Below are 24923 nucleotides of genomic sequence, written 5' to 3'. Positions count from 1 at the left end.
CATTGTCGCATCATTTGTCAACTGCCAACTTAAAAATTACGCTTGCCGATAAAGAATGCGATTTTGCGCATCGTTTTCACCGCTTGCCCTTTTGGCAGGAAGGAAAGTTCGCGTAAGGCTTTTTCCAGGTAGCGCTCGCTTACCACTTTCGCTTCGTCAATGGCAGAACTGTTGCGGATTGTACGGACAACCATCAAGCGTTCTTCATTGGACAGTTTCCTGTTTAAATTGGCCTTCAGCATGGCATAGATTTCAGGGTCTTTTCGTGCACATAAAATGGGCAAAGTAATATTCCCTTGGATAAAATCGCTGCCTGCCGGTTTACCTAACTCTTCATCCGTGGAAGTAAAATCAAGGATGTCGTCAATAATCTGGAATGACATACCGATAAAATAGCCGAAGCGGCGTAAATGTGCAGCCGTCTTCTCATCAGTTCCGGAAACAAGCGCACCCAATTCACAACTCGAGGAAATCAGCAATGCCGTCTTCCGTTTGATGCGCCGGAAATAATCCCGTAAATTCTGATCTAGCTTGTATTTGTCTTTTATTTGAATAATTTCGCCTCGGCACACCTCAATCAAGGTTTTTGATAAGATTTCGTGAACCCGCGGTGATTCAATTTCAGTGATCTGTTCCAGCGCTCGCGCCAATATAAAATCGCCGGTATACATCGCCACACTGTTGTTCCATTGTGCTTTGACAGTCGGTCGGCCTCTGCGGATTTCCGAGTCATCAATGACGTCATCATGAACCAATGAAGCCATATGGATCAGTTCAAGCGGAACAGCCACACGTTTCATAACATCGATGTTATAATCGCCAAACTTTCCTGCAAGCAAAACAAAAACAGGTCGGATTCTTTTCCCTCCGGCCTGTAATAAATGAAGAGATGCATCATTTAAAAGGAGAGATTGCGAATCCACTGCCTGTTCCAATTCCTTCTCGATCATTTCCAGTTCCGGTCTAAGGTCGGAATAGAGCAATTTCAACTTCATCTTTTCCACTTAAAATCCTTCTCCCGCTAATTTACTTTTTTTATTCCCAGATGGAGGGCTGCGGCGCCTCCTGTATAGGGCTTGTATTTCACTTTCTCGAATCCGACTTCCGTGAACAGCTTCGCCAGCTGTTTCATGCCTGGGAATGATTTAGCCGATTCCTGAAGCCATGAGTACTCTTTGTAGCTTTTAGCGAATAGCTTACCGAAGGCCGGCATGATGAAACGGAAATACATTCTGAAGAATGGTTTGAAAACAATATTTTCCGGCTGTGACGTTTCCAGACAGGCGATCATTCCACCTGGCTTCAATACGCGATGCATTTCAGAAAGGACTTGGCGATAATCAGGTACGTTGCGCAAACCAAAGCCGATTGTTGCAAAATCAAAAGAGTTATCGGGATACGGCAATGACATGGCATTTCCCTGGATCAACTTGATCTGGGGCATATCCTTGGTTTTTTCGTGTCCGACATTCAGCATATTCTGGCTGAAGTCGAGTCCGACAACCTGTCCGGTTTCGCCGACAGCTTTTCCGAGTGCAATGGTCCAATCAGCGGTTCCGCAGCAAACATCAATAGCGGCAGCCCCTTTAGGGACCTGCATCTTGTGCATTGTATCTTCACGCCATTTATTGTGCTGCTGGAAGCTGATGACCGAATTCATCTGATCATAGTTCTCGGATATTTTTTCAAATACTTCGTGGACTTTTTGTTCTTTCGTTTTAGGCATATCAGTCATCCTTCTCGGGTCAGCTGCTCAGCTCTATGCTGGTGCGGGGTTATTTGTTGGAGCAAAAATTGTGCCAGTTCATAATCTAGTGAAAGTTCGGCAATGGACGCCAAAATCCGTCCATGCAGGCTATCCATTTTTTCCAATAACCAATGTTCCGTATAGATTTCATGAACAAGGTTTGAATTCAGCTCATGCAGGAAATGCGTATAATTTTTAGATTGCAAATTCTTCAGCTCATCGGCGTAGCGTAAATAAAGCAATGCCTGTTCCGCGAGTGATGTGTATTCAGAAAAGCCATAGAACCTATAAAATGACAGTAATAATTCAGTTTCGATAGTGGTAATCGCTTCTTCTATTGCTTCTAAAGGCCGGATTGCTTCCTCAAAAAAAGAAGTCTTCTTTTCGCTCACTTGAATAATTGCTGATGCCAATTGCTGGACCATGGCGATATTCTTGGAGTTGACCAGCATCTGATAATAGATCCCACTGTATAAATCTCCAGCCAATACAGTCAGCTGTTGCTCTTTGATGATGGGTATGTCTTCTTTTATTTGATCATGGGCATGCAAAGCGGCATAGACGATGGAAACCGTTTTTGCAGAAGACTCAATTTCCACCGACCAGTTTTTCCCGTCGAAAAAAGGCAATAACAAAAAAAACAAACGGGACTCTTTGACGGATGGACCTTCTGTAAATTGGGCCAAGGTCCGCTGTTGCACAGCATTCAAGACCTCGATTTCCATGGATATAATTTTCGATTGTATTTGATGTCCCTTCATACTGCTTGCTCCATTCATGATTTAGCCATACTACAATAGTATATCACAGGCAAAGCCTAGCCTTCATCCAATATCGTTTATTTTTTAGCGTCGCTTTCAACGATACCGTGGGCAGAATGAATTTCCGCTTTTCCGCGGATTTTCATGGCTGAAGTGTGCTCGGTAAATTGAGCAATCATCACTTCGCCTTTATCCAATTTTTCAGTATGGTGAAATTTTGTGTCGTTGCCACGAGTTAACCCTATTACGTTCACGCCATCTTCTTGTGCACGAATAACAATGTATTCTGTCTGAGCCATTTTCACACCTACTTTTCCGTATTAGTCCATATTGATGTATGTGATTACTTCCGAACGCTTGATGTCGTCTGTTTCGAGAATTCCGCGTGAAACAGCTGTCACCGTTTTGGAACCTGGCTTCTTGATGCCTCTCATGGTCATGCACATATGTTCCGCTTCAATCATGACGTAGACACCATGCGGATTTAATGTTTCCATCAGCGAATCTGCAATCGTCGAAGTGATGCGTTCCTGAAGTTGTGGCCGTTTAGCGACCGTTTCTACAGAACGAGCCAACTTGCTTAATCCTGTAACGATTCCGTCGCGAGGAATATAGGCGATATGCGCCTTTCCGAAAAATGGAACGAGGTGATGTTCGCACATCGAGTAGAAAGGAATATCTTTGACGAGCACTAATTCTTCATGTCCTTCATGAAAAACAGTTTTAAAATATTCTTTTGGATCTTCCTTCAATCCGGAAAATACTTCGGCATACATCTTAGCTACCCTTTTAGGCGTATCCTTCAATCCTTCTCGGTTTACGTCTTCCCCAACCGCCTCTAAAATCATCGAGACAGCTTTTTCTATCTTATCAAGGTCTACTTTGTGTGTTTTCACATCTATCATTCTGCTTCCTCCTGTTGAAGACGAATCGGTTATTTTTTGGCAGCAGGATGGCTACCGGTAGTTTTTTATGATTCAGGGTTTTTATGTAATGCGCTTACTTTTTCATTCACAGCTTCAGCGATCAACCCCTCGGGATCATAAGCCACTCCGCCTGTGTGGCAAAGAATGCCACTTCGGCAGCCTGTCTTATGCCCATCGGATTTTGCTCAATCGCTTCCGCTTTTCTCTCATGAATCGTAGCATACGCACAGGTGTTTCGCAAAATTGTTGGCTCAAAAAAAGAATGACTTTTGCAAGATTGTGTCTCGCAAAAGTCATCCTATGTACAGAGGCTAAATCTTACTTCACTGCGTCTTTAAGTGCTTTACCTGGCTTAAAGGCAGGAACTTTGCTTGCAGCGATTTCGATTTCAGCACCAGTTTGTGGGTTACGTCCTTTGCGGGCCGCGCGTTCGCGTACTTCAAAGTTACCGAAACCGATTAACTGTACTTTTTCACCTTTAGTTAGAGCGTCTTGAATCGTCTCAAATGCAGCGTCAACTGCTTTGGCAGCATCTTTACGAGAAAGTTCAGCTGCTTCAGCAACAGAGTTCACTAATTCTGTTTTGTTCATGCTATTCACCTCCTCTCAAAGGGGATGCAACCATCAATCCTGTAAAAAGAGTATCACATCGAAAATCGCATAGCAACAACAAACAGCCCGCTTTTTCAATAAAACCACCAAATACTAACAAAATTTTCTAAAAAGAGGTCATTTCTATTAAAACGCGTTAAATCAATGTTTTTACTCCATTAAAAATATCGGTTCGTTTTCTTCATTTATTGTGTAAGGAAGCGAATAGGCAGGGACAACAGGATGATCTTCGTACAGAATGAAACGGATATCCTGACCAGCTTCCAACTCTCCTTCGTACTCTTGAAGCACAGAATAAAGGTCCATTGCGTAATCGATATAGACCTCACCGCTGCCAGTGATCACCATAGGCAAATTTCTTCCGCTGTATGGGCTGACAACAGTCGGTTCCTCGGAGAACCCCATTGCTTCATGGTTGAACTTATAGACATTATCAGCCAATATTTCAGCGATTGGAGCACGTCCGCCGTTAGCGCTTTTTCGCACATTAACAGATCTGATTGCTTCTGCCGCCTGCAAATCAACCAGTTTGACAGTCGGATTTTCTTCAACATCCATCAGAACGTATTGAAAAATACCGCCTGACTCAAATGCATTTGTGGGAACTTCTGCCGTATATTCCGGAACAATCAACGAGAAATCGATTGGATATTTGATGTATTGGTCCACATCCATATCCCGGGTTTTGATCGGCACCAGTCCACCAGACGCACCTCTATACTGATTTACCGCATTTTGCACAGTGATCAATTGGTCTTCATAGGGAATTTGGTTTTCTGCTCTCTCGCTTTGTGGATATCCGCAGGCAGCCAGAAATCCAACAATCAGCAGGAGCAACATAAATAATAAAGTTTTTTTCATTTTTTTCACCTCATGTGCCGCCGGTAGGGCCGCTGAATACTGTGAATATCATGATAAAAAATCCAAGAATCAGCAAAATGTATGCAACTAGCGCGAAAAGAAACTTAAGGATGCCGTTTTTCAGTTTGTATCTGCTCAAGTAGATAAAACCCATCGAAATCATCAAAAAAGCAATCCCAGCAAATGATACCCACATTTTATCTAAAGCACTCATAATTGCCCGCCTTTCATAGTGTTTCAGTCAATAGTATAGCATAAAAAAAGAAGAGGCAGCTTGTAGCACCCTCTTCTTTTGTGACAATTAAAGTAAATTGATCAAATCTTCCATTTCATTCTTTTTCATGCGCCCCATCAGCTTTCCGACTGCTTCATCGGTCGACACATCGTCAAAGAGAACCGAATAAAGTGCCGCCGTTATCGGCATAGGCACATCATACGCCTGTGACAATTGATAAGCCGCTTTTGTGGTCCGAATCCCTTCGACAACCATGCCCATTTCTTCCAGCACTTCGTCCAGGGATTTTCCTTTTCCTAGCATGTTTCCTGCGCGCCAATTGCGTGAATGAATACTGGTGCAGGTCACGATCAAATCACCCACTCCGGTCAACCCGGAGAAAGTTAAAGGCGTTGCTCCCATTTTCACGCCAAGCCGAGCAATCTCTGCCAGCCCGCGCGTCATGATGGCGGCTTTTGCATTATCGCCAAACCCTAAACCGTCAGTGATGCCGACAGCCAAGGCAATGATATTCTTCAAAGCGCCGCCAATCTCCACACCGATTACATCCGTATTCGTGTAGACACGGAAATAATGGTTCATGAACAGATCCTGGATCCGGTTAGCTGCTGCAGTATTCTCGCAAGCCGCTGTAACAGTCGTTGGATGTTCCTGCACCACTTCTTCCGCATGGCTTGGTCCAGACAACACGACGACGTCTTCAATCCACTGTTCCGGAATTTCTTCCCGGATCATTTCACTGATCCGTTTCAAGGAATCCGGTTCAATCCCTTTGGAAACGTGGACGAACAGAATTTTCCGATCAAGGACTTTTTTGATATCCTGACAGACTTCCCGGATGGCTTTTGTCGGAACAGCCAACACGTAAATATCACCATGTTCAACAGCCTGAGCCAGATTGCTTGTCGCTTTCAGGCTTTCCGGCAGTTGTACATCCTTTAAATAGCGCTTGTTTGTATGCTGGTTGATTTCATCAGCCTGTTCCTGGCGATGTGTCCAAAGCAATAAATCATGGCCGTTTTGAGCCAGTACATAACTCAGTGCGGTCCCCCAGCTTCCTGCCCCAAAAACAGAAACTTTTTCCATAAGCTAAAACCACCTTTACCTTAAGTACGCGCTCTCGTTATAAGACGAAGAGGAGTTCCTTCAAAATCGAAGCTATCGCGAATTCGGTTCTGTAAGAAGCGTTCATAGCTGAAATGCATCAACTCCGGTTCATTGACAAAAACAACGAATGTTGGCGGCTTGATTGCCACTTGAGTCGCATAATAAAGACGCAGACGACGGCCTTTATCCGACGGCGCTGGATTCATCGCAACGGCATCTTCAATGACTTCGTTCAGGATACTCGATTGAATACGTCTTGAATGGTTGTCGTTCACTTTATTGACGATTTCTAAAATGCTGTGTACGCGCTTGCCGCTGATTGCCGAAACAAACATGATCGGTGCATAGTCCAGGAATAAGAAATGTTCGCGGATTTTGCGTGTCATTACGTTCATTGTTTTTTCATCTTTTTCGATAGCATCCCATTTATTGACGATAATGATGATTGCTTTGCCGGCTTCATGTGCATATCCAGCGATTTTTTTGTCCTGCTCCTGAATGCCTTCTTCTGCATTCAGAATCACTAAAACAACGTCAGAGCGTTCAATAGCACGCAACGCCCGCAAAACACTATACTTTTCGGTCGTTTCGTAGACCTTCCCTTTTTTGCGCATTCCGGCTGTATCGATGATGACATAGGGCTGATCGTTATATTCATACTGAGTATCTATGGCGTCGCGCGTGGTTCCCGCTACTTCGCTAACAATAACACGTTCTTCCCCCAGAAAAGAGTTTACGAGGGAGGATTTGCCGACGTTCGGACGGCCGATCAATGAGAATTTAATGACATCGTCCGGATACTCCTCGTCATCGTCTTTCGGGAAGTTTTTGGCCACTTCATCCAAAAGATCCCCTAATCCCAAACCGTGAGATCCTGAAAGCGGGTAAGGTTCGCCCATTCCCAGTGTGTAAAAATCATAGATCATGTGGCGCATATCGGGATTGTCAATTTTATTGACGGCCAAAATGACCGGTTTTTTCGTACGGTATAAAATTTTTGCTACTTGTTCATCCTGTGCAGTGACACCATCGCGTCCATTGACAAGAAAGATGATGACATCCGCTTCGTCCATGGCGATTTCTGCCTGCTGGCGGATCTGTTCAAGGAATGGCTCGTCACGAAGATCGATGCCTCCTGTATCTATAATATTAAATTCATGTGTCAGCCAATCTGCCGAACTGTAAATACGGTCACGCGTCACTCCAGGAATATCTTCCACTATGGAAACCCGTTCTCCTACCACGCGATTGAATATCGTGGACTTACCAACGTTCGGCCGGCCAACTATTGCTACTACCGGTTTTGACATAATTAATTCATCCTTCCACTTCTGATATGCCTATTATACACGAAAAAGGCGATGGCATCTGTTAAATGTCCATCCCCTTTAAATCTGCAATATTCAGTTTTTCCCAGGATTTGCATAAGATGCTGGACTGAAACCTCTCGCGCTTAAATATTGCGCCAGTTCACCCGTGATGACTGCCGGACATTTCGGCAGTTCCGCAAGGTTTTTAGCTCCCAGCGCCGTCATCATCATCGCAAGATCCTCATGGAGCGCATGAACATCATTGATCAGCTGTTTCTCACCTTCTTGCATTGCTGTCTTCAAAAATGATCCGGCAAGCCCCACTGCGTCAGCTCCCAGCAAAAATGCTTTGATCATGTCCTGGGCATCCTGTATGCCGCCTGAAGCCAGCACCGTTTTGCTGAAAACACTCTTCACTTCCACAATCGCCGCTGCTGTCGGAATGCCCCAGTCTTCAAAATACGCCAGCTTTCTTCTGCGGCGTTCATTTTCAATTAAAGCGAAATTCGTTCCGCCAAAGCCGCTGACGTCGATTGCAGAGATACCTGTATGCTTCAATTTCTCCGCAGCCTCGCGTGACACGCCAAAGCCGGTCTCTTTGATGATTACAGGTACGTTGAGCTGCTCCGCAATCGTCCCTATGCGTTCCAGCGCTCCGCGGAAATCCCGATCTCCTTCAGGCATAGTCAGTTCCTGTACAACATTCAGATGGATCTGCAATGCGTTGGCCTCAATCATCTCGACTGCTTCCTGCGCCTGACGGACCGTTGCCTCGCTGCCAAGGTTGGCGAACAGGATGCCATCCGGATTTTCCTTCCTGACGATAGCATAGGACTGCCGCTCACTCCGGTCTTTAAGCGCCGCCATCTGCGATCCGACAGCCATGGCTGCCCCCGTCTCTCTTGCAACCCGAGCCAGCAGGCCATTCAAATGTTCAGTTTCCTTGCCCCCGCCACCGGTCATTGCATTAATAAAAACAGGTGATTTTAAGTTCAAATCACCTGTTTTTGGTTTTATGCTGATATCAGAAACCGCTGAATCAGGCAATGCCTGATGGACAAACCGAATATCGTCGAACATGTTCCTTCTGCTCTGTCCTGTGGACAAAGCATATTGTATATGATCCATTTTGCGCTCAGCTCTCGACATATTATTCGGACTTAAACCCTTTTAGTTTATCGCCGATCACATCGCTGATGGAGAATCCAGTAGACTCTTCAGGCATATCGTAACTCGAGAAATCCTGGTCGCCTTCTTTTTCCTGCAATTCCTTGATGCTGAGTGACAGGCGCTTATCGGCTTTATTGACTTCCAGCACTTTGACTTGCACTTCCTCGCCTTCCGTCAATACCTCGTTCGGTGTTGCGATATGCTTGTGCGCAATTTGAGAAATGTGAACGAGCCCTTCCACTCCAGGCAGGACCTCCACAAATGCACCGTAGCTTACGAGGCGCTTGACCGTTCCGGTATGAACAGAGCCTTTCGGCGCCTTTTCGTCTATGGAATCCCATGGCCCAGGAAGTGTATCTTTGATGGACAGTGAAATACGTTCTGAATCGCGGTCAACAGAAAGTATTTTGACCGTAACTTCCTGGCCTTCCGTCACGACATCAGAAACCTTTTCCACATGTTCATGCGACAGCTGAGAAATATGGACCAAGCCATCCACCCCGCCGATATCCACAAAAGCTCCGAAAGAAGCGATGCGCTGCACTTTGCCTTTCATCTCATCTCCAGCATGGATTTTCTCCATTACTTGCACTTTTTGGGATTCTTTTTCCTTCTCGATGACTGCTCGATGAGAAAGGATCAGGCGATTATTCTCTTTTTCCATTTCGACAATCTTAAAGGTCAGCACTTTGCCTTTGTAATCTTCAAAAGACTCGACAAAGTAATCTTCCACTAAAGAAGCGGGAACAAATCCGCGGACACCCAGATCAACTACCAGACCGCCTTTTACGACGTCTTTTACTTCAGCTTCGATAATTTCGCCCGATTCGAATTTTTTCTCCAATTCGTCCCATGCCTGTTCGGCATCCACTTTGCGTTTGGATAAAACAAAATTCTCATCTTCCACTTTCGTAATAATCAGATCCAGTTCATCTCCAACTTCAACGGAATCTGATGCTTTTTCGATATGCAGGCTTGATAACTCACTAATGGGTATGATGCCATCAAAAGGCGCCCCTTCAATTGTTACAGTAACAGCTTTTTCTTCTATTTTGGCAACTATCCCTTTTACGCGATCTCCTGTTTGGAAGTCACGGTTTTCCATCATGTTCGTTTCCTCTGACATAAGTAGCCCTCCTTCACAAACTATCCATCTTCTATTTTATTCGAATTCTCTAATAAAAACAAAAATTATCACTTATTGACGGTGTAGTCATCAAGAATTTTCTGGATGCTGGACATAATGGCTCCGGTCACTTCGTCGGCTGAGGCCTTTCTTTCACGGTATGGCTCCATTCGGATCGGTTCACCGTAGACCACTTTTACTTTGCGAAACGCCTTATATGGTCCGATGATCGCACAAGGCATGACATCTGCATTACCGCGAAGTGCAAAAAAACCTGCTCCGCTGAGGCCTTTTTTCAAAACGCCATCGGTAGACCGTGTTCCCTCTGGAAACAGTCCGACCACTTCCCCGCTTTTCAATATCTTCAATGCCATACGGAGAGCTTCGCGATCGCTCATCCCCCGCTTTACAGGAAAAGCATTTAACTTCGGCAGGATCGGCCCGAGAATCGGTGCCTTGAACAGTTCTTCTTTTGCCATGAAATGGACGGTTCTGGGAGCTGTCATTCCAACAACAGGCGGATCAAGTGCGTGTATGTGGTTAGAGCAAAGAAGAATCCCGCCTTCTTTCGGAAAGTTTTCAGACCCGATTATTTCAAAGCGATATAAAGGGCTCAATACAGTTTTTACAAGTCCTTTGCCAAATGCATATAAGTTCACTTTACCCCCAACCTCTCTTCAGCCAATTTCTGAATTTCCTGTGCCGCCTGAGCAATAGTCAGGTCTGTAGTATCCAAATAAACTGCATCATCTGCCTGGCGCAGCGGAGCAACTTCGCGTTCGCTGTCCATTTTATCCCGTTTGGCGATTTCAGCCTGAAGTTCCTCCAACGGCGTCAGGATGTCTCTTTTTTTATTTTCCTCGAACCTTCTTCTCGCTCGTTCTTCGACCGATGCCGACATAAATACTTTCAATGCAGCATCCGGAAGGACATGGGTTCCAATATCTCGGCCATCCATAACTACCCCTCGCCCTTCAGCCAGTTGCTGCTGCAGCTCAACCATCCGAAGCCGCACCAGTTCGTGAGCCGCCATTTCAGATACGGCTTTTGTCACATGCTGGGAACGGATTGCGTCTGTCACATTTTTTTCATCTAGGAAGACCAACTGACCGTCTCCGGACGGCTGGAGGTCAATTTCTGTTTCCGATAATAATTGGCCCGCTTCTTCATTGCTGGCCATATTGATCTCTTTTGTTAAAGCTTTTAATGTAATAGCACGGTACATAGCACCGGTATCGATGTAAACATAGCCCAGTTTTTCTGCCACGATTTTCGCTATTGTACTTTTGCCCGCAGCTGCCGGCCCATCGATCGCTATTTGTATCGGTTTCGTCAAAATAGTCACCTCATCTTATGTATTCATCATATTTTAACATAAGAAAAGCGCAAGCGCCTTTGTGGATTCGACGGGCGAAAGATGCTCTGTTGAAGCGGCTTTTTCTGCCGCACAACCAGAGTAGCTTACGACCCTAGAATCGGTGCGCTGAAGACCGGACATTGTATAAAAATCTAAAAGCTATACTTTTTTATACAAAAAAAAGCCTTCATGTATAAGACTTTTTCTTTGGATATTCATTTCATTCACCTGATTGAGCTGAAGAATTGTAGTCATGGTAATGCGACAGGGAAAGTTGATGGGCCTGCTTGACTTTCCGGAGGCCGAACCACCAAAGGAACAGCATGAATGGAATGGCTCCATACATGATGTTGTCGTATACGTACAGACTGGAGTTATAAGCAAGGTGGAGAACCACTGAACTGACAAATGCCCAGCCGATCCACCGCCAGCGTTTGCTGCTCCTGCTGAATTTCGCCTTGCCAAAATAATAGCCCATGACGACGCCGAATAAGGCATGGCTTGATACTGGCAGGAAAGCACGGATGAATGCCGTCTGCAGGCCGAACTCCAACAAATACAAAATATTCTCGACAGTCGCAAACCCTAAAGAAACGCTGGCACCATAAAGGATGCCATCGTACGGATCTTCAAAGTCGACATGGCGGTATACCGCAATCAATAGCACCAGCCATTTGAAAAACTCTTCTATGACACTGGAAAAAAGGATATTCTGTGCAAAACTATTGGTAAAAACGCCTTCCGCATCAAATACATATTGGACAAAAAGAATCGGGAATGTCAAAGCGACTCCATACAAAAAAGTTTGGAACAGCAGCCTGGATGGTTCACTGGCAAATTGGTCGCGCAAATACAAATAACTGAAAAGCGCTAGACTCGGGGCAATTGCTACAGTTAATAGAATGATCATATGCCTACCCCTTTGTTTGGATTACAGTTATTATATCATGTTTACCTGCATGACTTTTCGGCTTTCCAGAACAGTTTCCTGAAATTTCCTATCTGTCAAAAGCATCTGCCTGTATGGCTTCATTGGCACATAACAAAACCGAAAGTTTAATGCGCGCTTTTTTGCTGTCGTAGTCACTGCCGAGAACAACGCCGCGGGTCAACAGGTCATGTGCACTGCCTGGATAGCTGTAGGCTGGATAAGTATTGCCTTCTTCAGCGCTTGTCGTCAGGACGACCGGAATTCCCTGCCTTACTGCGTGATCAATCGCTTCCATCATATGTGGAGATACTTGCCCTCTGCCTGCCGCTTCCAGAACAATCCCTTTAGAAGGGCCAGAAACCAGCATATCGACCAAATAACCATCCTGCCCTGAATGGCATTTGATGATATCCACTCGCGGCAATGGCCCATTGACTGCAAGCACTTCATGCATTACAGGCTTTTGGTAGACCCGCACTGTGTCGTTGTCAATAATTCCAAGATAGCCATGCCCAAACGAATCAAAGCCCTGCAAGTTGCTGGAATGCACTTTTTTGACGTATTTGGCACTGTAAATCCGTTCGTTAAAGACGACAACCGCTCCTATCCCTCTCAAGCTATGATCTACAGCTACATAGATGGAATTGCGCAGATTGGAGTAGACGTCGGTTCCAACTTCCTCAGGAGAACGCTGTGAGCCTGTGATGACCACTGTCCGGTCATCACCAATTGTCAGACCCAAAAAATAGGCAGTTTCCTCCAGTGTGTCTGTACCATGTGTAACAACAATGCCTTCCACTTCCGGGTCCTTCAATTCCTGGAGAATCGCTTCTCTGACTGTCAGCATCTGTTCGAAGCCGATATGCATGCTCGGCAATTGGAAAACGTCGATCACTTTCACTTCGATTTCTTCCGGAAGCTGGCAGAGCTCAGCCAGCTCTTTTCCAGAAATCGCGCCCGACTGCAATAGCCCGTTTGAAATTTCTCTGCTGGCGATGGTACCGCCTGTGGTGATCAATGATACTTTCTTTTTCATATTCAAAATCCCTTTCCTATTCAAGGTTTTTCACATTCATTTCAAAGCCACAAAAAAGAAAGCACAATCAAACTGTGCTTTCTTTTTTTGCAATAGCTTCCGCAATTTGCTGTCCATGAAAGCGCCCATTTTCAATAAAGATTTCATTGGCATTATTTCCTGCCGCAATAACACCGGCAATATAAAGATTGTCCACATCGGTCTCCATCGTTTGTTCATCGAAGGATGGCCGTCCGGAAACCGAATCGATGGAAATGCCCATTGATTGTAAAAACTGATGGTCGGGATGATAACCGATCATCGCAAAGACAAACTGATTGGGGATTGTTGCCGTTTGATCGTTGACTGTCAGCTCTACTGTGCCTTCTGCAATCTTGTCGACCATCGAATCGAACAGCATCGTGATTTCCCCTTTTCTCACCAAGCCGTCAAACTCCGGGAGGATCCAGGGCTTGATGCTCTTGGAGTAACTCGTGCCATGATAGGACACCGTTACGCGGCTGCCTGCCTTATGCAATTCAAGAGCAGCATCGACAGCAGAGTTCTTTCCACCGATGATCAAGACATCCTGATCGAAATAAGGATGGCCCTCCTTGAAATAATGCATCACTTTCGGCAAACCTGCGCCCTCTACTTCAAGTTTGTTGGGCTGGTCGTAGTAACCAGTCGCAGCAATTACGTACTTGGCCTGGTATTCGGCTTTTGATGTGGTCACGGTAAACAGGCCGTCCTTTTCCACACGCTCTACCGTTTCAAAAGGGCGTACGTCGACACCGCTCCGTTTGACGACTTCGCGGTAATAGACCAAAGCCTGATTGCGCTTAGGTTTACGTCCTTCTATGATGAAGGGCACATCGCCAATCGACAGTTTTTCACTGGTGCTGAAAAAGGTTTGATGCGTCGGGTAATTAAAAATCGCATTGACGACATTTCCTTTTTCGACCACTACCGGACGGAGGCCAAGTTTTTTTAACTCGATGGCAGCCGACAAGCCGCAGGGACCGCCTCCAATAATTAATGCATCTACATATTCCATTCTCAAACATCTCCTGTACTTGATCCTTCTCTAAGCATAATGGATTTATCCAACTCATGACAAATATTAGTTGTCCGTTTTGGTTTTGGGGCAGATTGTCAGCACATGGTATTCTGCCTGAGCGCCGAGCCTCAAATGCAAAGTCGTCGTGCCGAAGCCGTTGCTGATGAGTTCAATCCTTCCTTCTTTCACTTTCATGGACCCTTTACTGAATAAACCAAAAGGTCCGATGCGAATTTGCCCACCGTGAGTATGGCCGGCAAGCAGCAAGTCGGCAAAGTAATGCTCTTTTACTTTCCAGAAATCAAAAGGAGTATGTGACACAAACAAAACTGTATCATGGTCGTTGACTTCTTTAAAAGCATTTTCGAAACCGTCGGGCTTATAGGCGAAATGGTCAAGCCCGACCAACTTCAATTGCTCATTGCCGAATAGCGGCGCTGATTGGTCATCCAACACAATCACACCGTATTGACTGAAAATTTTCCTGAGTGAAGCTTCATCCACTTCCCGGTCATTATTGCCCCACACAAAATAGACGGGGGCCTGAGCCGTCAGTCTTTTGACATTTTCTGCGACCCGTTCGAGCGGCACACCCTTCTCCACTAGATCGCCCCCGATTACGATGATATCGACGGGAAAATCGATCAAGTCGGCTCGAATGGCTCTACGGTGTACATCAGCAATAAACAGTAGTTTAAACGGTTGAAACGGCTTGTCTGCAGGGAGTTCAATCGTTTCCTGAATGAGTTTTTCCGAAAAGGCGTTTCGGGTCATAAAAAGAAGCAGCGCCACTGCTGCCAGGATGATACGAATTAAATATTTCATGTAGAGCTTCCTTCCAAAAGAAGAAAAAAACATAAGCGAGGCTTATGCTTTTCCGTCTTATTCTGCTATTAATCTTCTGCGATGTCCAATACACGGAAGCCGGATTTCTCAAGCTCTTTCACGAACCGGTTGACATTATCCTTCTTTTTGATCTTCAGGACAATCCGGCGAACCATTTTATTGGTTTCATCAAAAGTGACAAGAGAGACTACGGATTCCTTGTATTTTTCGATGATTTCTCCCAGCCGGCCAATACGCCCTTCGGATTCCACCGAAGTGAACGTGATACGGTATCCCGGTTTGTTCATTCCAAAAGCACTTTGCAATTGGTTGACGATATCAAAGCGGGTGACGATCCCCAGAAATTGGTGGTCTTCGACGACTGCAATAATCGGGAAATCATTCAGTTCAACCAGCGCTTTTTCGTAAACATCGTCAATGTTCAAATAAACTTTCTCATTTACCATCACGTCGCTGATCTTAGTCGAACTGATAAATTCTTCATTCGATTTTCCAGAATAGAAAAACGCGCGGTATGCATGGTACCAAGTGAAGATTCCTTTGTACTCCGTTCCATTAACTACCGGTAAAGCATCGATTGAGTGTTTTTCCAACAGATCAAAACCTACTTGTACAGAATCCTCCATTTTAACCGTGAAACATTTTTCTCTTTTGACCATCGCACTTTTAACAAACATCCGTTCGTCCCTACTTTCTGATCTTTCATGTATATTCCCTGTTTCTTTACCCGCTAATCAGCATAACAATCTATGGCAAAATCAAAGTTTGTCCAGGACTGATGCTATTTGAAGTCAAGCCATTAGCCTGTTTGATTTTTTCCACCGCCGCTGCTGCTCCGGCTGCTCCGTAATTATTGACGGCGATGCGATAGAGCGTTTCACTGGATTTCACGACATAGGTTTTGCCGGAAGTGCTTGGTGTTTCCTCTTTTTTCTTGGCTTCCGCTTTCGCTTTGGCTTCTGCTGTTTTTTTGGCCTGGGCATCCGCTGAAGCCTTAGCTTCTGCATCAGCTTTCGCTTTGGCCTCTGCTTCAGCTGAAGCCTTAGCTTCTGCATCAGCTTTCGCTTTGGCCTCTGCTTCAGCTGCAGCTTTGGCTTCTGCATCGGCTTTTGTTTTGGCCTCTGCTTCCGCTTTAGCTTCGGCTTCAGCCTTAGCAGCATCGGCGTCCGCTTTTTCAGCTGCTTTTGCATCAGCCGCTTCTTTTTCTGCAGCTGCTTTGTCTTTTTCTGCTAGTGCTTGTTGTTCTTGCTGTTCTTTTTCTTCATCGGCCGCAGCAACTGAAGTCGTGGATGGTTGGGAATTCATCTCGAAACTCACTTCGTTTTCCGCGGGTTTGGCTGTCAAAGAATCATCGGGTTCAAATAAAAAAGCTACATAAATCAGTAAAGAAACCGGTATTAATATGAATATAAAAAATAACGCAGGCATCAGGAGGCTTTTGCTTTTTTTAGACTTAGGCTTTTGTGCCTGTCTCTGAGCTGCTCTGGACAACGCCGAACTTTTATCCACCGATATTTCTTGTCGATTCTTCTCGATCGACTCATGATAACTATGATTACCCATACATGACTACCCCTATCTGTACTAATATATCTATTATGACGAAAAAAGGCTCATTTGTAAATGACAGTTAATGAGATTCTTATATAGGTAATATTGCACCTAAGCGGTCCTGCCATTCAAGGGAAAACTGCTTTTCTTTGGAATATGAAAAAGCTTCAAAGACATCATAATTGATCCTATCGTTAGCACAGCAATTGTCTGGCTTGTCATTGAGCTGCTGATCGAAGCACTGGATAATATAGCTGCGCAAACAGCCTTCGAGCCCGATCAATTCACGGATTTTTGATACTTGCAGTCTTTTGCCGCTCCTCAAAAGCTCTATCTGGCTGATGACGCCTTCAATAGGCAATTGGGTCATCCAGTAGGAAATTACCCTGAACGCGGTCTCCCGGACGATTCCCTGGTCAATGAGATGCGTTGCACCAACACCATGGCGGTTCACAGCTTTGATTTCGTGCTCGTTCGGCAAATCGTCCATCACCAAGCTTTCAAGCAGCACTTCATCCCCTTGTGCATACAGCAGCGTAGCTAAAGACGGCTGGCCATCCCGGCCGGCTCTCCCCACTTCCTGGACATAGCCTTCAATGGAAGTCGGAAGCTGGAAGTGGATGACGTGGCGGATATTTGGAATATGGACACCCATGCCAAAAGCGTTTGTTGAACAGATCCATTGTAGCTCACCGTTTTGAAATTGCTGCTGGACAAAAATACGGTCCTGATGTTCCATTCCACCATGATAAAATGCTGCCGAAATCCCTTGCTCCGTTAATAGCACAGAGAGTTCCTGGGACTTTTTTCTGGTACCTGCATAAATAATTCCAGGACCATTGAATTTTCGAACAAATTCTTTTATAAACTCAACTTTATCCCGGCCGTCCTCAAACTTCTTTATATCATAGACAATGTTTTTGCGATCCATCGGATGCGTGTAAACATAAGGTTCTTTCAGCCCTAGGTATTTTTTTATTTCTTCCGTGACCTTATCGGTTGCCGTGGCAGTCAACGCCAACACCTGCGGGAAGTTCAAGGCAGGCAGGATTTCAGAAATCCGCAGATAATCCGGCCTGAAATCAAATCCCCATTGAGAAATGCAGTGGGCTTCATCAGCCACCAGCAAAGATATCCGTATCTGCCCCAACTTTCGTTTGACGAAGGGCTGGACAAGCATTTCCGGCGAAATAAAAATAAACTTATAGGAACTGAGCGTGTTCCAAATTTTTTCTTTGTCTTCCGGCTTTAAAAATGAGTTAATGGCGACTACCGATTTCTCACCCATCTTTTTCAATTGGGCCACTTGGTCCTGCATCAACGACAGCAGCGGGGAAACTATCAAGACACTATCCGGCAGAACTTTCGCTGGCAGCTGATAGCAGATTGATTTCCCCATTCCTGTCGGCAGCAGCGCAATGACATCTTCACCGGCCAATACCCGCTCGATGATCTCCCGCTGCCCTGGGCGGAACGAAGAAAATCCATACGTGGACTGTAGCAATTTTTCTAGATTCATCCTTGTTTCCCCCTGATTGCAAGAGCCAGACGAATTTGAAAATAACTGGCTTCTGGCAGATGCTCTTTGATTTCTCGCAACCTCTTTGTTTCCTGCCGCCGGCCTTCAGCAATGATTGCCTTGTACAAGGTTGGATTTATAAACGGCATATAGTTGAAATGCGGATCGTTCATTGCCAGTTCCACAAAATGATCCTCGATGGTGCTGGTCTTTAACTGGCGCAGCGAAGCAATCTGTTCCAGTGAAAATCCCTGGCCGAAAAGTTTTTCTGTGCGCTGTGCAGTTTCTGTCAAGGAGGACTGCTGAATGATGCCATCCATCAGGCCGATCAAGAGCGGCGGTTTGGACCGCTCGATGGCTGCCATCCAGCCATGCAAAGCTTCTACAGCCATCAATTGAACATCCAGTAGGGATAAGTTTTTTGAATCTGCAATCTGCCGCCATGTTAATCCGCTCAACCCAGATCCCGTCAACCGTTCCATGACAATCATTTTGTGTGTTTCAGAAATCTCCGTTTCGGTTAATGTAATTAAAAGTTCTTCTTTAAACGCTCGCGCTACCGCCAAATCACGAAACCCTATCCGTTTCAGGTATTTTTTCACCCAACTCTGTACGTCTTCGTTGCTGACAATGGGATCAAAGATTTTTATTTGCTGGCTGGTATGGGAAAAAGTTTGAACAATTAGTGACAAGCGGTTGAAAAAAAGATTCTCTTTGCCCCGGTATTTCCAGCCGTTCAGCGGTGAAGCGGCAATGTCTGACTCCAAGGCTTTTTGAGACAGGTCGACCACCTGTTCATTGACCAGTAGATAGCCTTCTGAAAATAAGCGTTGAACCGCTTGGTCGTAGGCTTTCTTATCCAATTTTGGCAGCACGCCAAAATAAGGATACAGGCCAAAATAGCCGATATCCTGTATAGTTTGTCCAGACTTCTTTCCTTTGATCAAATGATAAGGAGAAGAGATAGTCCGCTGTCGATTAACGGCTTTCATGATAACCAGAATGAGTTCGGAAAATAACAAGCTTGCGCCCCCTAGCGGTTTTGGGTTGAAAAACTGCTCAAACACCTTTAGAATAAATACGATAGCATAACTGAACTTGTTCGGAGATAAAGGAGAGGAAAACAATATGGCTAAGTATACCATTGTCGACAAGGATACTTGTATCGCTTGTGGTGCTTGTGGTGCAGCTGCACCTGATATTTACGATTACGATGACGAAGGAATCGCTTTTGTTATTTTAGATAATAACATGGGGACAGAACAAGTTCCAGACGAACTCGAGGAAGACATGGAAGATGCATTTGAAGGCTGTCCAACAGATTCCATCAAAGTTGCAGATTCATCTTTTGAAGGCGACCCTTTAAAATACGAAGACTGATCCAAATAGAAAAGGCGTTCAGCAGTGTTAAACTGCCGAACGCCTCTTTTTTTATTTTGATGTAAAGTGTTATGTTTTTCTTGTTGTCCAGACTCCAGCGCCCAGCTCTTTGGGTCATAAGCCAACCCAGCGCCGTGGCAAAGAGCGCCACTCTACTGGTCTGACTTATGCCCGGCAGAGCTACACGGGCGCTTACGCTTTTCTATCTATGATAAATAATAGGAACGCTGCTTTTCAATCCACGTGTGCATGCTGCTGAACATCAGCAAGACGACCGCAGTCAAGAGCAGTCCTTTGATTAAGTTAAACGGTAAGATTCCCAGAACGATGGTGCCGAACAACACACTGCCTGTTTCAGCTGGCATGTTGAGGAAATAACTGTACATCGGCAGGAAAACAAAGTAATTTAAAATACTCATGCCGATTGCCATGGAAAATGTACCAGCAGCCAAGCCGAAGGCCATTCCCTTTTTAGTTGCTATTTTGTGGTAGATGAAATATACCGGCAAGATGAATAGCAGGCTCGTCACAAAATTCGCCATATGGCCAACCGGAACCCCTGTAGGACTTCCTGCAAAAAGCCAATCCAATACGTTCTTGAAAAATGCCACTAAAATCCCTGCTACCGGACCCATTGTAACGGCTGCGATCAGCGCAGGCACATCACTGAAATCCACTTTCAAAAAAGCAGGTAAAGCGGGTAGTGGAAAGTTGAAAAGCATTAAAATAAACGAAATGCTGCTCAACATTCCAATAACGATCATTTTTTGCAACTTCTTGTTCTTCATATTCCTCTCTCCTTGTCGTGATTCACCAGAAGAAAGGCTTAGACCCTGCATTTCCATGTAAAAACCCTTAAGCAAAAAACACTTAAGGGAGAAAAGGCACACTTAATAAGCGTTCCGTCTACATGTAAACGACAAACGTCCGCACCTTCATCTTCTCCCATCCAGACTATACTGTCGGCTTTGGAGTCTCACCAAATCCTGCGTTTTACGGCTCGCGGGCTTATGAACAGAGTTCAATTACCGCCGGTAGGGACTTGCACCCTGCCCCGAAGATGAATCGATATTTTGTTATGCTCTAATCTTATTATATAAAAAAAGCGTTGTAAACACATTTGTTCACAACGCTTTCTTTCTTACTGTATTGGCCATTCCAGCAGATTAGGTGCCACTGGAATTGGCAGTGGCTGGCTGAAGTCGAATCCATTCCAGGTTTTCGGCTGCACCCCTTCCACTTCTATGCTTTTCCCGAATGCATCAGCGGTTAACGCAAAGCTTTCAAGCATTCGAACAGCTTCCAGAGGATCCAGTGAATTCAAGTCCAAAGAATCCTGAAATTCAACCTGGACAAGGTCCTCCGCCTCTGACACTTGGATCTCTACATTTTGCGGTACGGTCGCCCCGTAAAAATCGTTCGGGCTTTCTGTAAGTGCTCCAATTGCCTCGCTCACTTCAGCGAATGGCATATCGTATCCGGGTACAAGGTAAACCTTACCATTTGAAGATTCAAAGGAATAGTAGGCGATGTTTTCCTGCATTGGAACAATAGGTTCTACAGGACCGATTTCAGAAAACTCCGCAGCTGAACCACCTTCATTGACCACTTCAATTTTTGGCGCATCAGAAAATGTCTCTGACAGAGTATTGAAATAAACTCCGACACTGGCAGAAGCCAGGTCGTATTGGTGATCCTGTGGCAACAGGTGGCGAATCCCTCCCGCCGTTTTCTCCAAAGTTCCAATATACGGATGGTACTCATCAAAACCGAGTTGCGTTTCGTCAATCTTGTCAGCATACTCCTGATAGAGATCGAGTGATGATGGAGTTTCATCTCCAAATGCAACTGCCACCTGCTGATAGGGGATCAGGAAAGAGACGGGGACCACAAAGGCATTTTCGGTCAATCCGATGGTCATCAATGTCTGATCACCGATAGTCTCTTCATAAACCGCTGTCCGAACTGGCCCTTCAACCTGTGCTGTCGAGAACTGGCCCGTCTCTTCAGATGCGGATTCTTCAGCCTCAGGCAAGCCTGCCGCTTCTTCCTGCGCCTGATCATCAGTTGTTGTCGCTGATTCTCCACTTGAACCTTGCTTGTTTTGAGCGGTATCAATGCCATTTTGGCTGATGATCGAGGCAACCAATATACCGACTGTAATAAATGCCAACGCGGCCACCAGCAATGGCAGCCACTTTTTCGGCCGTTTTTGAACCTGCTGTTTTTGGGCCAGCCGACTGTAGACTTCTTCTTTTGTCCGGTTATCTTTGATTGCGGGGAAACCTTTTAACAAATCTTCGATGGATTCATCGGTCCATTTGTCATTTGGCATTTTCATCTCCCCCTTCCTTCGCTATTAATTTTTCGCGCAAAGCTTTGATTGCTCGGTGTTGAGTCGTTTTCACTTTTCCTTCTGTCCAGCCCAGAACATCTGCGGTTTCCGCTATCGACAAGTCTTGAAAAAACCGCATGATGATAACCATTTTTTGGTCTCCTGTGCAGGTATCTAAAGTCTTGTACAAAAGAACTTTATCTTCATTCAATAATGAAACTTCTTCAGGAATCCGCTCAGACGAAACCAATTGCTGTGTTTCCCAATCAAAATATTCCATCGAATGCTTTTTGCGTACTGCTGTTTTTCGAAAATGATCGATTGCCACGTTTTTGGCAATCGAAAAAAGCCATGTCTTTTCAGAGCTTTTCCCTTCAAAACGGTCATAAGCCCGAAAAGCACGAATATACACTTCATGCATCAAATCTTCCGACAAATGCCTGTTTTTAACCAGATAAATTAAAAACTGAAAAACATCCTGATGATATTCTTCGTACAGCCGATGGAAAACGGAGTCATTCAATATACTCCCCCCGTTCTTAGGATTAGTCGTCTTTGTCTTTGGAAAGTTACATCTTCTTTAAGGGCAGCAAAAAGACGAACGAAGTCCCTTGCCCCACAGTACTTTCCGCATAAATTTCACCTTCATGCGCTTTGATGATATTGCTGGCGATCGCCAGGCCAAGGCCTGTCCCACCTTTGCCGAGCGTTCTGGCCTTATCTGCTTTATAGAACCGCTCAAAGACAAATTCCAGGTCTTTTTCTGAGATTCCCACTCCGTTATCGTTGATTGAAATTTTTGCGTACTCCTGTTGTTGTTCGACACGGACCACCACTTGCCCTTCTCCAGGCGTATGCCGAATTGCGTTATCTATCAGATTAGTCATGACCTGTTCTATCCGATCTTGGTCAATTTCACTGGCCGCCCAATCATCAATTGTCGTTTCGAACGACAATTGAACGCCACTTTCTTTGGCAATTTGCGAAAACTTGAGGGTCATGCGCTCAATGGCACTGTTCAACTGGACAATTTCCTTGTAGATTCGCATATGGCCAGATTCCATCCGTGCCAGATTCAATAAATCCGTGACCAGCCGGCCCATCCGCTGTGATTCCTCATAGATAATTTTCGTCATTTCACGGCGCTCTTCTTCCGTTGCACCAACATCATCCAAGATTGCTTCGCTGTAGCCTTGAAGCATCGCAATCGGGGTCCGCAATTCGTGCGAAACATTGGCGATAAAGTCTTCCCTCAATTTTTCCAGACGATGCTGCTCGGTCATATTGTGCAAGACAGCGACCGCTCCCCGAATGGATTCCCCACTGTATAAAGGGCTGAAATTAATGGCATAATAAGCACCTTCAATTTCCAGTTCCTCTTCGATTTCTTCTTCAAAACTCAGTACATGGTCAAGCATATGAAGCATTTCTGCAGGCAGCGGCTGGGCTTCAGTAGAACCATTCTTAAAGACCCATTGCTGCAGTAATTTCTCTGCTGGAGGATTGCTCAATAAAATAGTTTTATCCTGATTAAAGGTGATGACGGTATCCGCCATTGACGTCAGTATGCTTGATAATTGTTCTTTTTCCTGATTGATCACTTCAACGTGATGCTTTAATTGACGGCCCATTTGATTAAAGGCAGTAGCCAATTGCCCAATTTCGTCATTGGAAGTTGCTCTGACTTTTGTATCAAAATTGCCTTTGGCCAGTTCAAATGCGCCTTCCCGCATTTTTCGGAGCGGCGACGTTATTCGTGATGATAAAAAGAATGCAAAAAATGTAGTCAATAAAAGGGCGATAAATGCCGATAGGAATACGATATTGGTTGTCCGCTCCGCGGTACGGTCCATCACTTCTAATGATTGGTAGATAAATACAACGCCATGCTGCTCTTCCCTTGTCTGCAGCGGACTTGCCAGGACAATGTAAGATTCCAGCCGATTCGGTTCTGTCAAGGAGGGCAGGAGCATTTCCTTCATCACTGTCTCATCCGATTCGAATACTTGTTGAAAGGACGGCTCATTTAATATTTTTTCGCGCGTTTCAGAGCCATTTAAGCCATCATGGATATAATACCTGCCGTCATAAGGTTCTTCGGCAATTACCGCATTGGTTTCCGTTCCAATGACGTCTTCGATGATCTCCAGCGAGCTTGCCACTTCAGCATGGTCGTTGAAGATATTTGCGATCATATTCGCTTCGCTGTTCAATGCTTCTTCCACGGTTTCGCTATGATAGTTTCCAAGAAACTCCAAAAGCAGAACTGTCACAATAAAAAGGACAAAAGAAACGAGAAGCAGGATCGTAATCCAAAGCTTCCCGACGACACTATTCCATATTCTATTCATTGCCGACCTCAAATTTATAACCTACGCCCCATACAGTGACAATCATCTTCGCTGCAGATTCCGAGACGCGGTTTAATTTTTCACGCAAACGCTTGACGTGCGTATCGACTGTCCGTAAATCACCGAAAAAGTCATAATGCCAAACTTCTTTCAGCAAATGCTCACGGTCGAAAACTTTATCTGGCGCTTTTGCTAAAAAGTACAGTAATTCATATTCTTTTGGCGTTAAATTCACTTCCACGCCATCAGCAGTTACACGATGAGCATCATGGTCTATAGTCAGATGTGGAAAAACAACCAGGTCTTTCGAGACGGTTGAATTGGAGACTGGAGAATAAGCCGAAGAACGCCGCAAAATTGCTTTGACACGCAACACTACTTCTCTTGGACTAAACGGCTTGACGATATAATCATCCGCTCCGGATTCAAAGCCTTCGACTCGATTGGCTTCTTCCCCCTTGGCGGTAAGCATGATGATTGGCGTCATTTTGGTTTCACGCAATTCGGTAGCCACTTCTACACCATCTTTTTCAGGCATCATCAGATCCAGCAGGATGCAGTGATAATCTTTTTCCATTGCCATTTCCAATGCCTGGACACCATTTTCAGCTTCTTCTACTAAGTAGCCTTCGCGCTCCAGATACATTTTCAGCAATCGCCGAATCCGTTCCTCGTCATCCACTACCAATACCGTAATCTCTTCAGACATATTAACCCCTCCAA

Annotated in this window: 28 protein-coding genes and 1 riboswitch; of the genes, 1 reads left to right on the top strand and 27 read right to left on the bottom strand. The window is 45.1% G+C overall.

Annotated elements, in window-relative coordinates; genetic code table 11:
* Positions 1–29: 29 nt before the first annotated feature.
* The 22 genes from hepT to J7I83_RS02505 form a co-directional block, all read right to left on the bottom strand.
* The gene (hepT, locus tag J7I83_RS02610; protein WP_215099134.1) at positions 30–1004 is read right to left on the bottom strand and encodes a heptaprenyl diphosphate synthase component II; all 975 of its coding nucleotides are present in this window, start codon (positions 1002–1004) and stop codon (positions 30–32) included.
* A gap of 17 nt (positions 1005–1021) precedes the next feature.
* Positions 1022–1726: a demethylmenaquinone methyltransferase gene (locus J7I83_RS02605; protein ID WP_215099133.1), complete on the bottom strand. Its 705-nt coding sequence runs from the start codon at positions 1724–1726 to the stop codon at positions 1022–1024.
* 5 nt (positions 1727–1731) lie between these two features.
* Positions 1732–2508, bottom strand: coding sequence for a heptaprenyl diphosphate synthase component 1 (locus J7I83_RS02600; RefSeq protein WP_215099132.1), 777 nt, complete (start codon positions 2506–2508; stop codon positions 1732–1734).
* Positions 2509–2585: 77 nt separating this feature from the next.
* The gene (mtrB, locus tag J7I83_RS02595; protein ID WP_142826459.1) at positions 2586–2807 is read right to left on the bottom strand and encodes a trp RNA-binding attenuation protein MtrB; all 222 of its coding nucleotides are present in this window, start codon (positions 2805–2807) and stop codon (positions 2586–2588) included.
* A 21-nt stretch (positions 2808–2828) separates the two neighbouring features.
* Entirely contained in the window at positions 2829–3413 is a 585-nt protein-coding gene (gene folE, locus J7I83_RS02590) for a GTP cyclohydrolase I FolE (protein ID WP_215099131.1), read from the bottom strand.
* A gap of 339 nt (positions 3414–3752) precedes the next feature.
* Positions 3753–4025 (bottom strand): HU family DNA-binding protein, encoded by a 273-nt coding sequence (locus J7I83_RS02585; protein WP_006829858.1) that lies wholly within the window; start codon positions 4023–4025, stop codon positions 3753–3755.
* A 171-nt stretch (positions 4026–4196) separates the two neighbouring features.
* Positions 4197–4907, bottom strand: coding sequence for a hypothetical protein (locus tag J7I83_RS02580; RefSeq protein ID WP_215099130.1), 711 nt, complete (start codon positions 4905–4907; stop codon positions 4197–4199).
* Between the two features lie 10 nt (positions 4908–4917).
* Positions 4918–5121, bottom strand: coding sequence for a DUF2768 domain-containing protein (locus J7I83_RS02575; protein WP_215099129.1), 204 nt, complete (start codon positions 5119–5121; stop codon positions 4918–4920).
* A gap of 87 nt (positions 5122–5208) precedes the next feature.
* Positions 5209–6228 (bottom strand): NAD(P)H-dependent glycerol-3-phosphate dehydrogenase, encoded by a 1020-nt coding sequence (locus J7I83_RS02570; protein WP_215099128.1) that lies wholly within the window; start codon positions 6226–6228, stop codon positions 5209–5211.
* 20 nt (positions 6229–6248) lie between these two features.
* Complete coding sequence (gene der, locus J7I83_RS02565; RefSeq protein ID WP_215099127.1) at positions 6249–7559, bottom strand: ribosome biogenesis GTPase Der; 1311 nt, start codon at positions 7557–7559, stop codon at positions 6249–6251.
* A 93-nt stretch (positions 7560–7652) separates the two neighbouring features.
* On the bottom strand, positions 7653–8708 hold the full coding sequence (gene fni, locus J7I83_RS02560) for a type 2 isopentenyl-diphosphate Delta-isomerase (protein WP_215099126.1): 1056 nt from the start codon (positions 8706–8708) through the stop codon (positions 7653–7655).
* 1 nt (position 8709) lies between these two features.
* Positions 8710–9855 carry a 30S ribosomal protein S1 gene (gene rpsA, locus J7I83_RS02555; protein ID WP_215099125.1) on the bottom strand — a complete coding sequence of 382 codons (1146 nt, stop codon included), beginning with the start codon at positions 9853–9855 and terminating at the stop codon, positions 8710–8712.
* A gap of 68 nt (positions 9856–9923) precedes the next feature.
* Positions 9924–10514, bottom strand: a complete 591-nt coding sequence (locus J7I83_RS02550; RefSeq protein ID WP_215099124.1) for a lysophospholipid acyltransferase family protein — start codon at positions 10512–10514, stop codon at positions 9924–9926.
* The gene (cmk, locus tag J7I83_RS02545; RefSeq protein ID WP_215099123.1) at positions 10511–11191 is read right to left on the bottom strand and encodes a (d)CMP kinase; all 681 of its coding nucleotides are present in this window, start codon (positions 11189–11191) and stop codon (positions 10511–10513) included. The genes J7I83_RS02550 and cmk overlap by 4 nt, the downstream gene beginning before the upstream one ends.
* Positions 11192–11432: 241 nt before the next feature.
* Positions 11433–12122, bottom strand: a complete 690-nt coding sequence (gene prsW / locus J7I83_RS02540) for a glutamic-type intramembrane protease PrsW (RefSeq protein WP_215099122.1) — start codon at positions 12120–12122, stop codon at positions 11433–11435.
* Between the two features lie 88 nt (positions 12123–12210).
* Positions 12211–13179: an asparaginase gene (locus tag J7I83_RS02535; RefSeq protein ID WP_215099121.1), complete on the bottom strand. Its 969-nt coding sequence runs from the start codon at positions 13177–13179 to the stop codon at positions 12211–12213.
* 67 nt (positions 13180–13246) lie between these two features.
* Positions 13247–14215 carry a YpdA family putative bacillithiol disulfide reductase gene (locus J7I83_RS02530; RefSeq protein WP_215099120.1) on the bottom strand — a complete coding sequence of 323 codons (969 nt, stop codon included), beginning with the start codon at positions 14213–14215 and terminating at the stop codon, positions 13247–13249.
* Positions 14216–14281: 66 nt separating this feature from the next.
* Positions 14282–15043, bottom strand: coding sequence for a metallophosphoesterase (locus J7I83_RS02525; protein WP_215099119.1), 762 nt, complete (start codon positions 15041–15043; stop codon positions 14282–14284).
* A 68-nt stretch (positions 15044–15111) separates the two neighbouring features.
* Positions 15112–15741, bottom strand: a complete 630-nt coding sequence (locus J7I83_RS02520; RefSeq protein WP_215099118.1) for a CBS domain-containing protein — start codon at positions 15739–15741, stop codon at positions 15112–15114.
* Positions 15742–15811: 70 nt separating this feature from the next.
* Entirely contained in the window at positions 15812–16369 is a 558-nt protein-coding gene (locus tag J7I83_RS02515; RefSeq protein WP_251047398.1) for a LysM peptidoglycan-binding domain-containing protein, read from the bottom strand.
* Between the two features lie 337 nt (positions 16370–16706).
* A complete protein-coding gene (locus J7I83_RS02510; RefSeq protein WP_215099116.1) occupies positions 16707–18134 on the bottom strand; it encodes a RecQ family ATP-dependent DNA helicase in 1428 nt (475 codons plus the stop codon).
* Positions 18131–19156 (bottom strand): YpbB family protein, encoded by a 1026-nt coding sequence (locus tag J7I83_RS02505; protein ID WP_215099115.1) that lies wholly within the window; start codon positions 19154–19156, stop codon positions 18131–18133. The genes J7I83_RS02510 and J7I83_RS02505 overlap by 4 nt, the downstream gene beginning before the upstream one ends.
* A 106-nt stretch (positions 19157–19262) precedes the next feature.
* On the opposite strand from J7I83_RS02505, the gene J7I83_RS02500 reads away from it, so the two are divergent.
* A complete protein-coding gene (locus tag J7I83_RS02500; protein ID WP_142826477.1) occupies positions 19263–19514 on the top strand; it encodes a ferredoxin in 252 nt (83 codons plus the stop codon).
* A 206-nt stretch (positions 19515–19720) separates the two neighbouring features.
* Here J7I83_RS02500 and J7I83_RS02495 read toward each other — a convergent pair whose 3' ends face one another.
* From J7I83_RS02495 to J7I83_RS02475, 5 genes are all read right to left on the bottom strand, one after another.
* Entirely contained in the window at positions 19721–20302 is a 582-nt protein-coding gene (locus tag J7I83_RS02495) for an ECF transporter S component (protein ID WP_215099114.1), read from the bottom strand.
* 145 nt (positions 20303–20447) lie between these two features.
* Positions 20448–20580: riboswitch (FMN riboswitch) on the bottom strand.
* Between the two features lie 75 nt (positions 20581–20655).
* Positions 20656–21849, bottom strand: coding sequence for a hypothetical protein (locus J7I83_RS02490; protein WP_215099113.1), 1194 nt, complete (start codon positions 21847–21849; stop codon positions 20656–20658).
* A complete protein-coding gene (sigX, locus tag J7I83_RS02485; RefSeq protein ID WP_251047397.1) occupies positions 21839–22372 on the bottom strand; it encodes an RNA polymerase sigma factor SigX in 534 nt (177 codons plus the stop codon). Before sigX ends, J7I83_RS02490 begins: the two co-directional genes overlap by 11 nt.
* Positions 22373–22418: 46 nt before the next feature.
* Positions 22419–24200 carry an ATP-binding protein gene (locus J7I83_RS02480; protein WP_215099112.1) on the bottom strand — a complete coding sequence of 594 codons (1782 nt, stop codon included), beginning with the start codon at positions 24198–24200 and terminating at the stop codon, positions 22419–22421.
* Entirely contained in the window at positions 24193–24909 is a 717-nt protein-coding gene (locus J7I83_RS02475; RefSeq protein ID WP_215099111.1) for a response regulator transcription factor, read from the bottom strand. Before J7I83_RS02475 ends, J7I83_RS02480 begins: the two co-directional genes overlap by 8 nt.
* Positions 24910–24923: the final 14 nt, after the last annotated feature.

Origin of the sequence: Planococcus sp. ISL-110, assembly GCF_018613575.1 — a bacterium.
In the GTDB taxonomy this organism is placed as follows: Bacteria; Bacillota; Bacilli; order Bacillales_A; family Planococcaceae; genus Planococcus.
This window is presented reverse-complemented; position numbering and strand designations above follow the sequence as displayed.

Bases quoted from the DNA above. Each gene is read 5' to 3' on its own strand.
- J7I83_RS02490 (WP_215099113.1), bottom strand. From the start codon at position 21,849: ATGCCAAATGACAAATGGACCGATGAATCCATCGAAGATTTGTTAAAA.
- mtrB (WP_142826459.1), bottom strand. From the start codon at position 2,807: ATGGCTCAGACAGAATACATTGTTATTCGTGCACAAGAAGATGGCGTG.
- J7I83_RS02530 (WP_215099120.1), bottom strand. From the start codon at position 14,215: ATGGAATATGTAGATGCATTAATTATTGGAGGCGGTCCCTGCGGCTTG.
- J7I83_RS02585 (WP_006829858.1), bottom strand. From the start codon at position 4,025: ATGAACAAAACAGAATTAGTGAACTCTGTTGCTGAAGCAGCTGAACTT.
- J7I83_RS02575 (WP_215099129.1), bottom strand. From the start codon at position 5,121: ATGAGTGCTTTAGATAAAATGTGGGTATCATTTGCTGGGATTGCTTTT.
- J7I83_RS02515 (WP_251047398.1), bottom strand. From the start codon at position 16,369: ATGAATTCCCAACCATCCACGACTTCAGTTGCTGCGGCCGATGAAGAA.
- J7I83_RS02475 (WP_215099111.1), bottom strand. From the start codon at position 24,909: ATGTCTGAAGAGATTACGGTATTGGTAGTGGATGACGAGGAACGGATT.
- prsW (WP_215099122.1), bottom strand. From the start codon at position 12,122: ATGATCATTCTATTAACTGTAGCAATTGCCCCGAGTCTAGCGCTTTTC.
- J7I83_RS02510 (WP_215099116.1), bottom strand. From the start codon at position 18,134: ATGAATCTAGAAAAATTGCTACAGTCCACGTATGGATTTTCTTCGTTC.
- J7I83_RS02605 (WP_215099133.1), bottom strand. From the start codon at position 1,726: ATGCCTAAAACGAAAGAACAAAAAGTCCACGAAGTATTTGAAAAAATA.
- J7I83_RS02535 (WP_215099121.1), bottom strand. From the start codon at position 13,179: ATGAAAAAGAAAGTATCATTGATCACCACAGGCGGTACCATCGCCAGC.
- J7I83_RS02480 (WP_215099112.1), bottom strand. From the start codon at position 24,200: ATGAATAGAATATGGAATAGTGTCGTCGGGAAGCTTTGGATTACGATC.
- J7I83_RS02525 (WP_215099119.1), bottom strand. From the start codon at position 15,043: ATGAAATATTTAATTCGTATCATCCTGGCAGCAGTGGCGCTGCTTCTT.
- der (WP_215099127.1), bottom strand. From the start codon at position 7,559: ATGTCAAAACCGGTAGTAGCAATAGTTGGCCGGCCGAACGTTGGTAAG.
- J7I83_RS02600 (WP_215099132.1), bottom strand. From the start codon at position 2,508: ATGAAGGGACATCAAATACAATCGAAAATTATATCCATGGAAATCGAG.
- fni (WP_215099126.1), bottom strand. From the start codon at position 8,708: ATGTCGAGAGCTGAGCGCAAAATGGATCATATACAATATGCTTTGTCC.
- J7I83_RS02520 (WP_215099118.1), bottom strand. From the start codon at position 15,741: ATGTTTGTTAAAAGTGCGATGGTCAAAAGAGAAAAATGTTTCACGGTT.
- J7I83_RS02580 (WP_215099130.1), bottom strand. From the start codon at position 4,907: ATGAAAAAAACTTTATTATTTATGTTGCTCCTGCTGATTGTTGGATTT.
- rpsA (WP_215099125.1), bottom strand. From the start codon at position 9,855: ATGTCAGAGGAAACGAACATGATGGAAAACCGTGACTTCCAAACAGGA.
- J7I83_RS02500 (WP_142826477.1), top strand. From the start codon at position 19,263: ATGGCTAAGTATACCATTGTCGACAAGGATACTTGTATCGCTTGTGGT.
- J7I83_RS02495 (WP_215099114.1), bottom strand. From the start codon at position 20,302: ATGAAGAACAAGAAGTTGCAAAAAATGATCGTTATTGGAATGTTGAGC.
- folE (WP_215099131.1), bottom strand. From the start codon at position 3,413: ATGATAGATGTGAAAACACACAAAGTAGACCTTGATAAGATAGAAAAA.
- J7I83_RS02570 (WP_215099128.1), bottom strand. From the start codon at position 6,228: ATGGAAAAAGTTTCTGTTTTTGGGGCAGGAAGCTGGGGGACCGCACTG.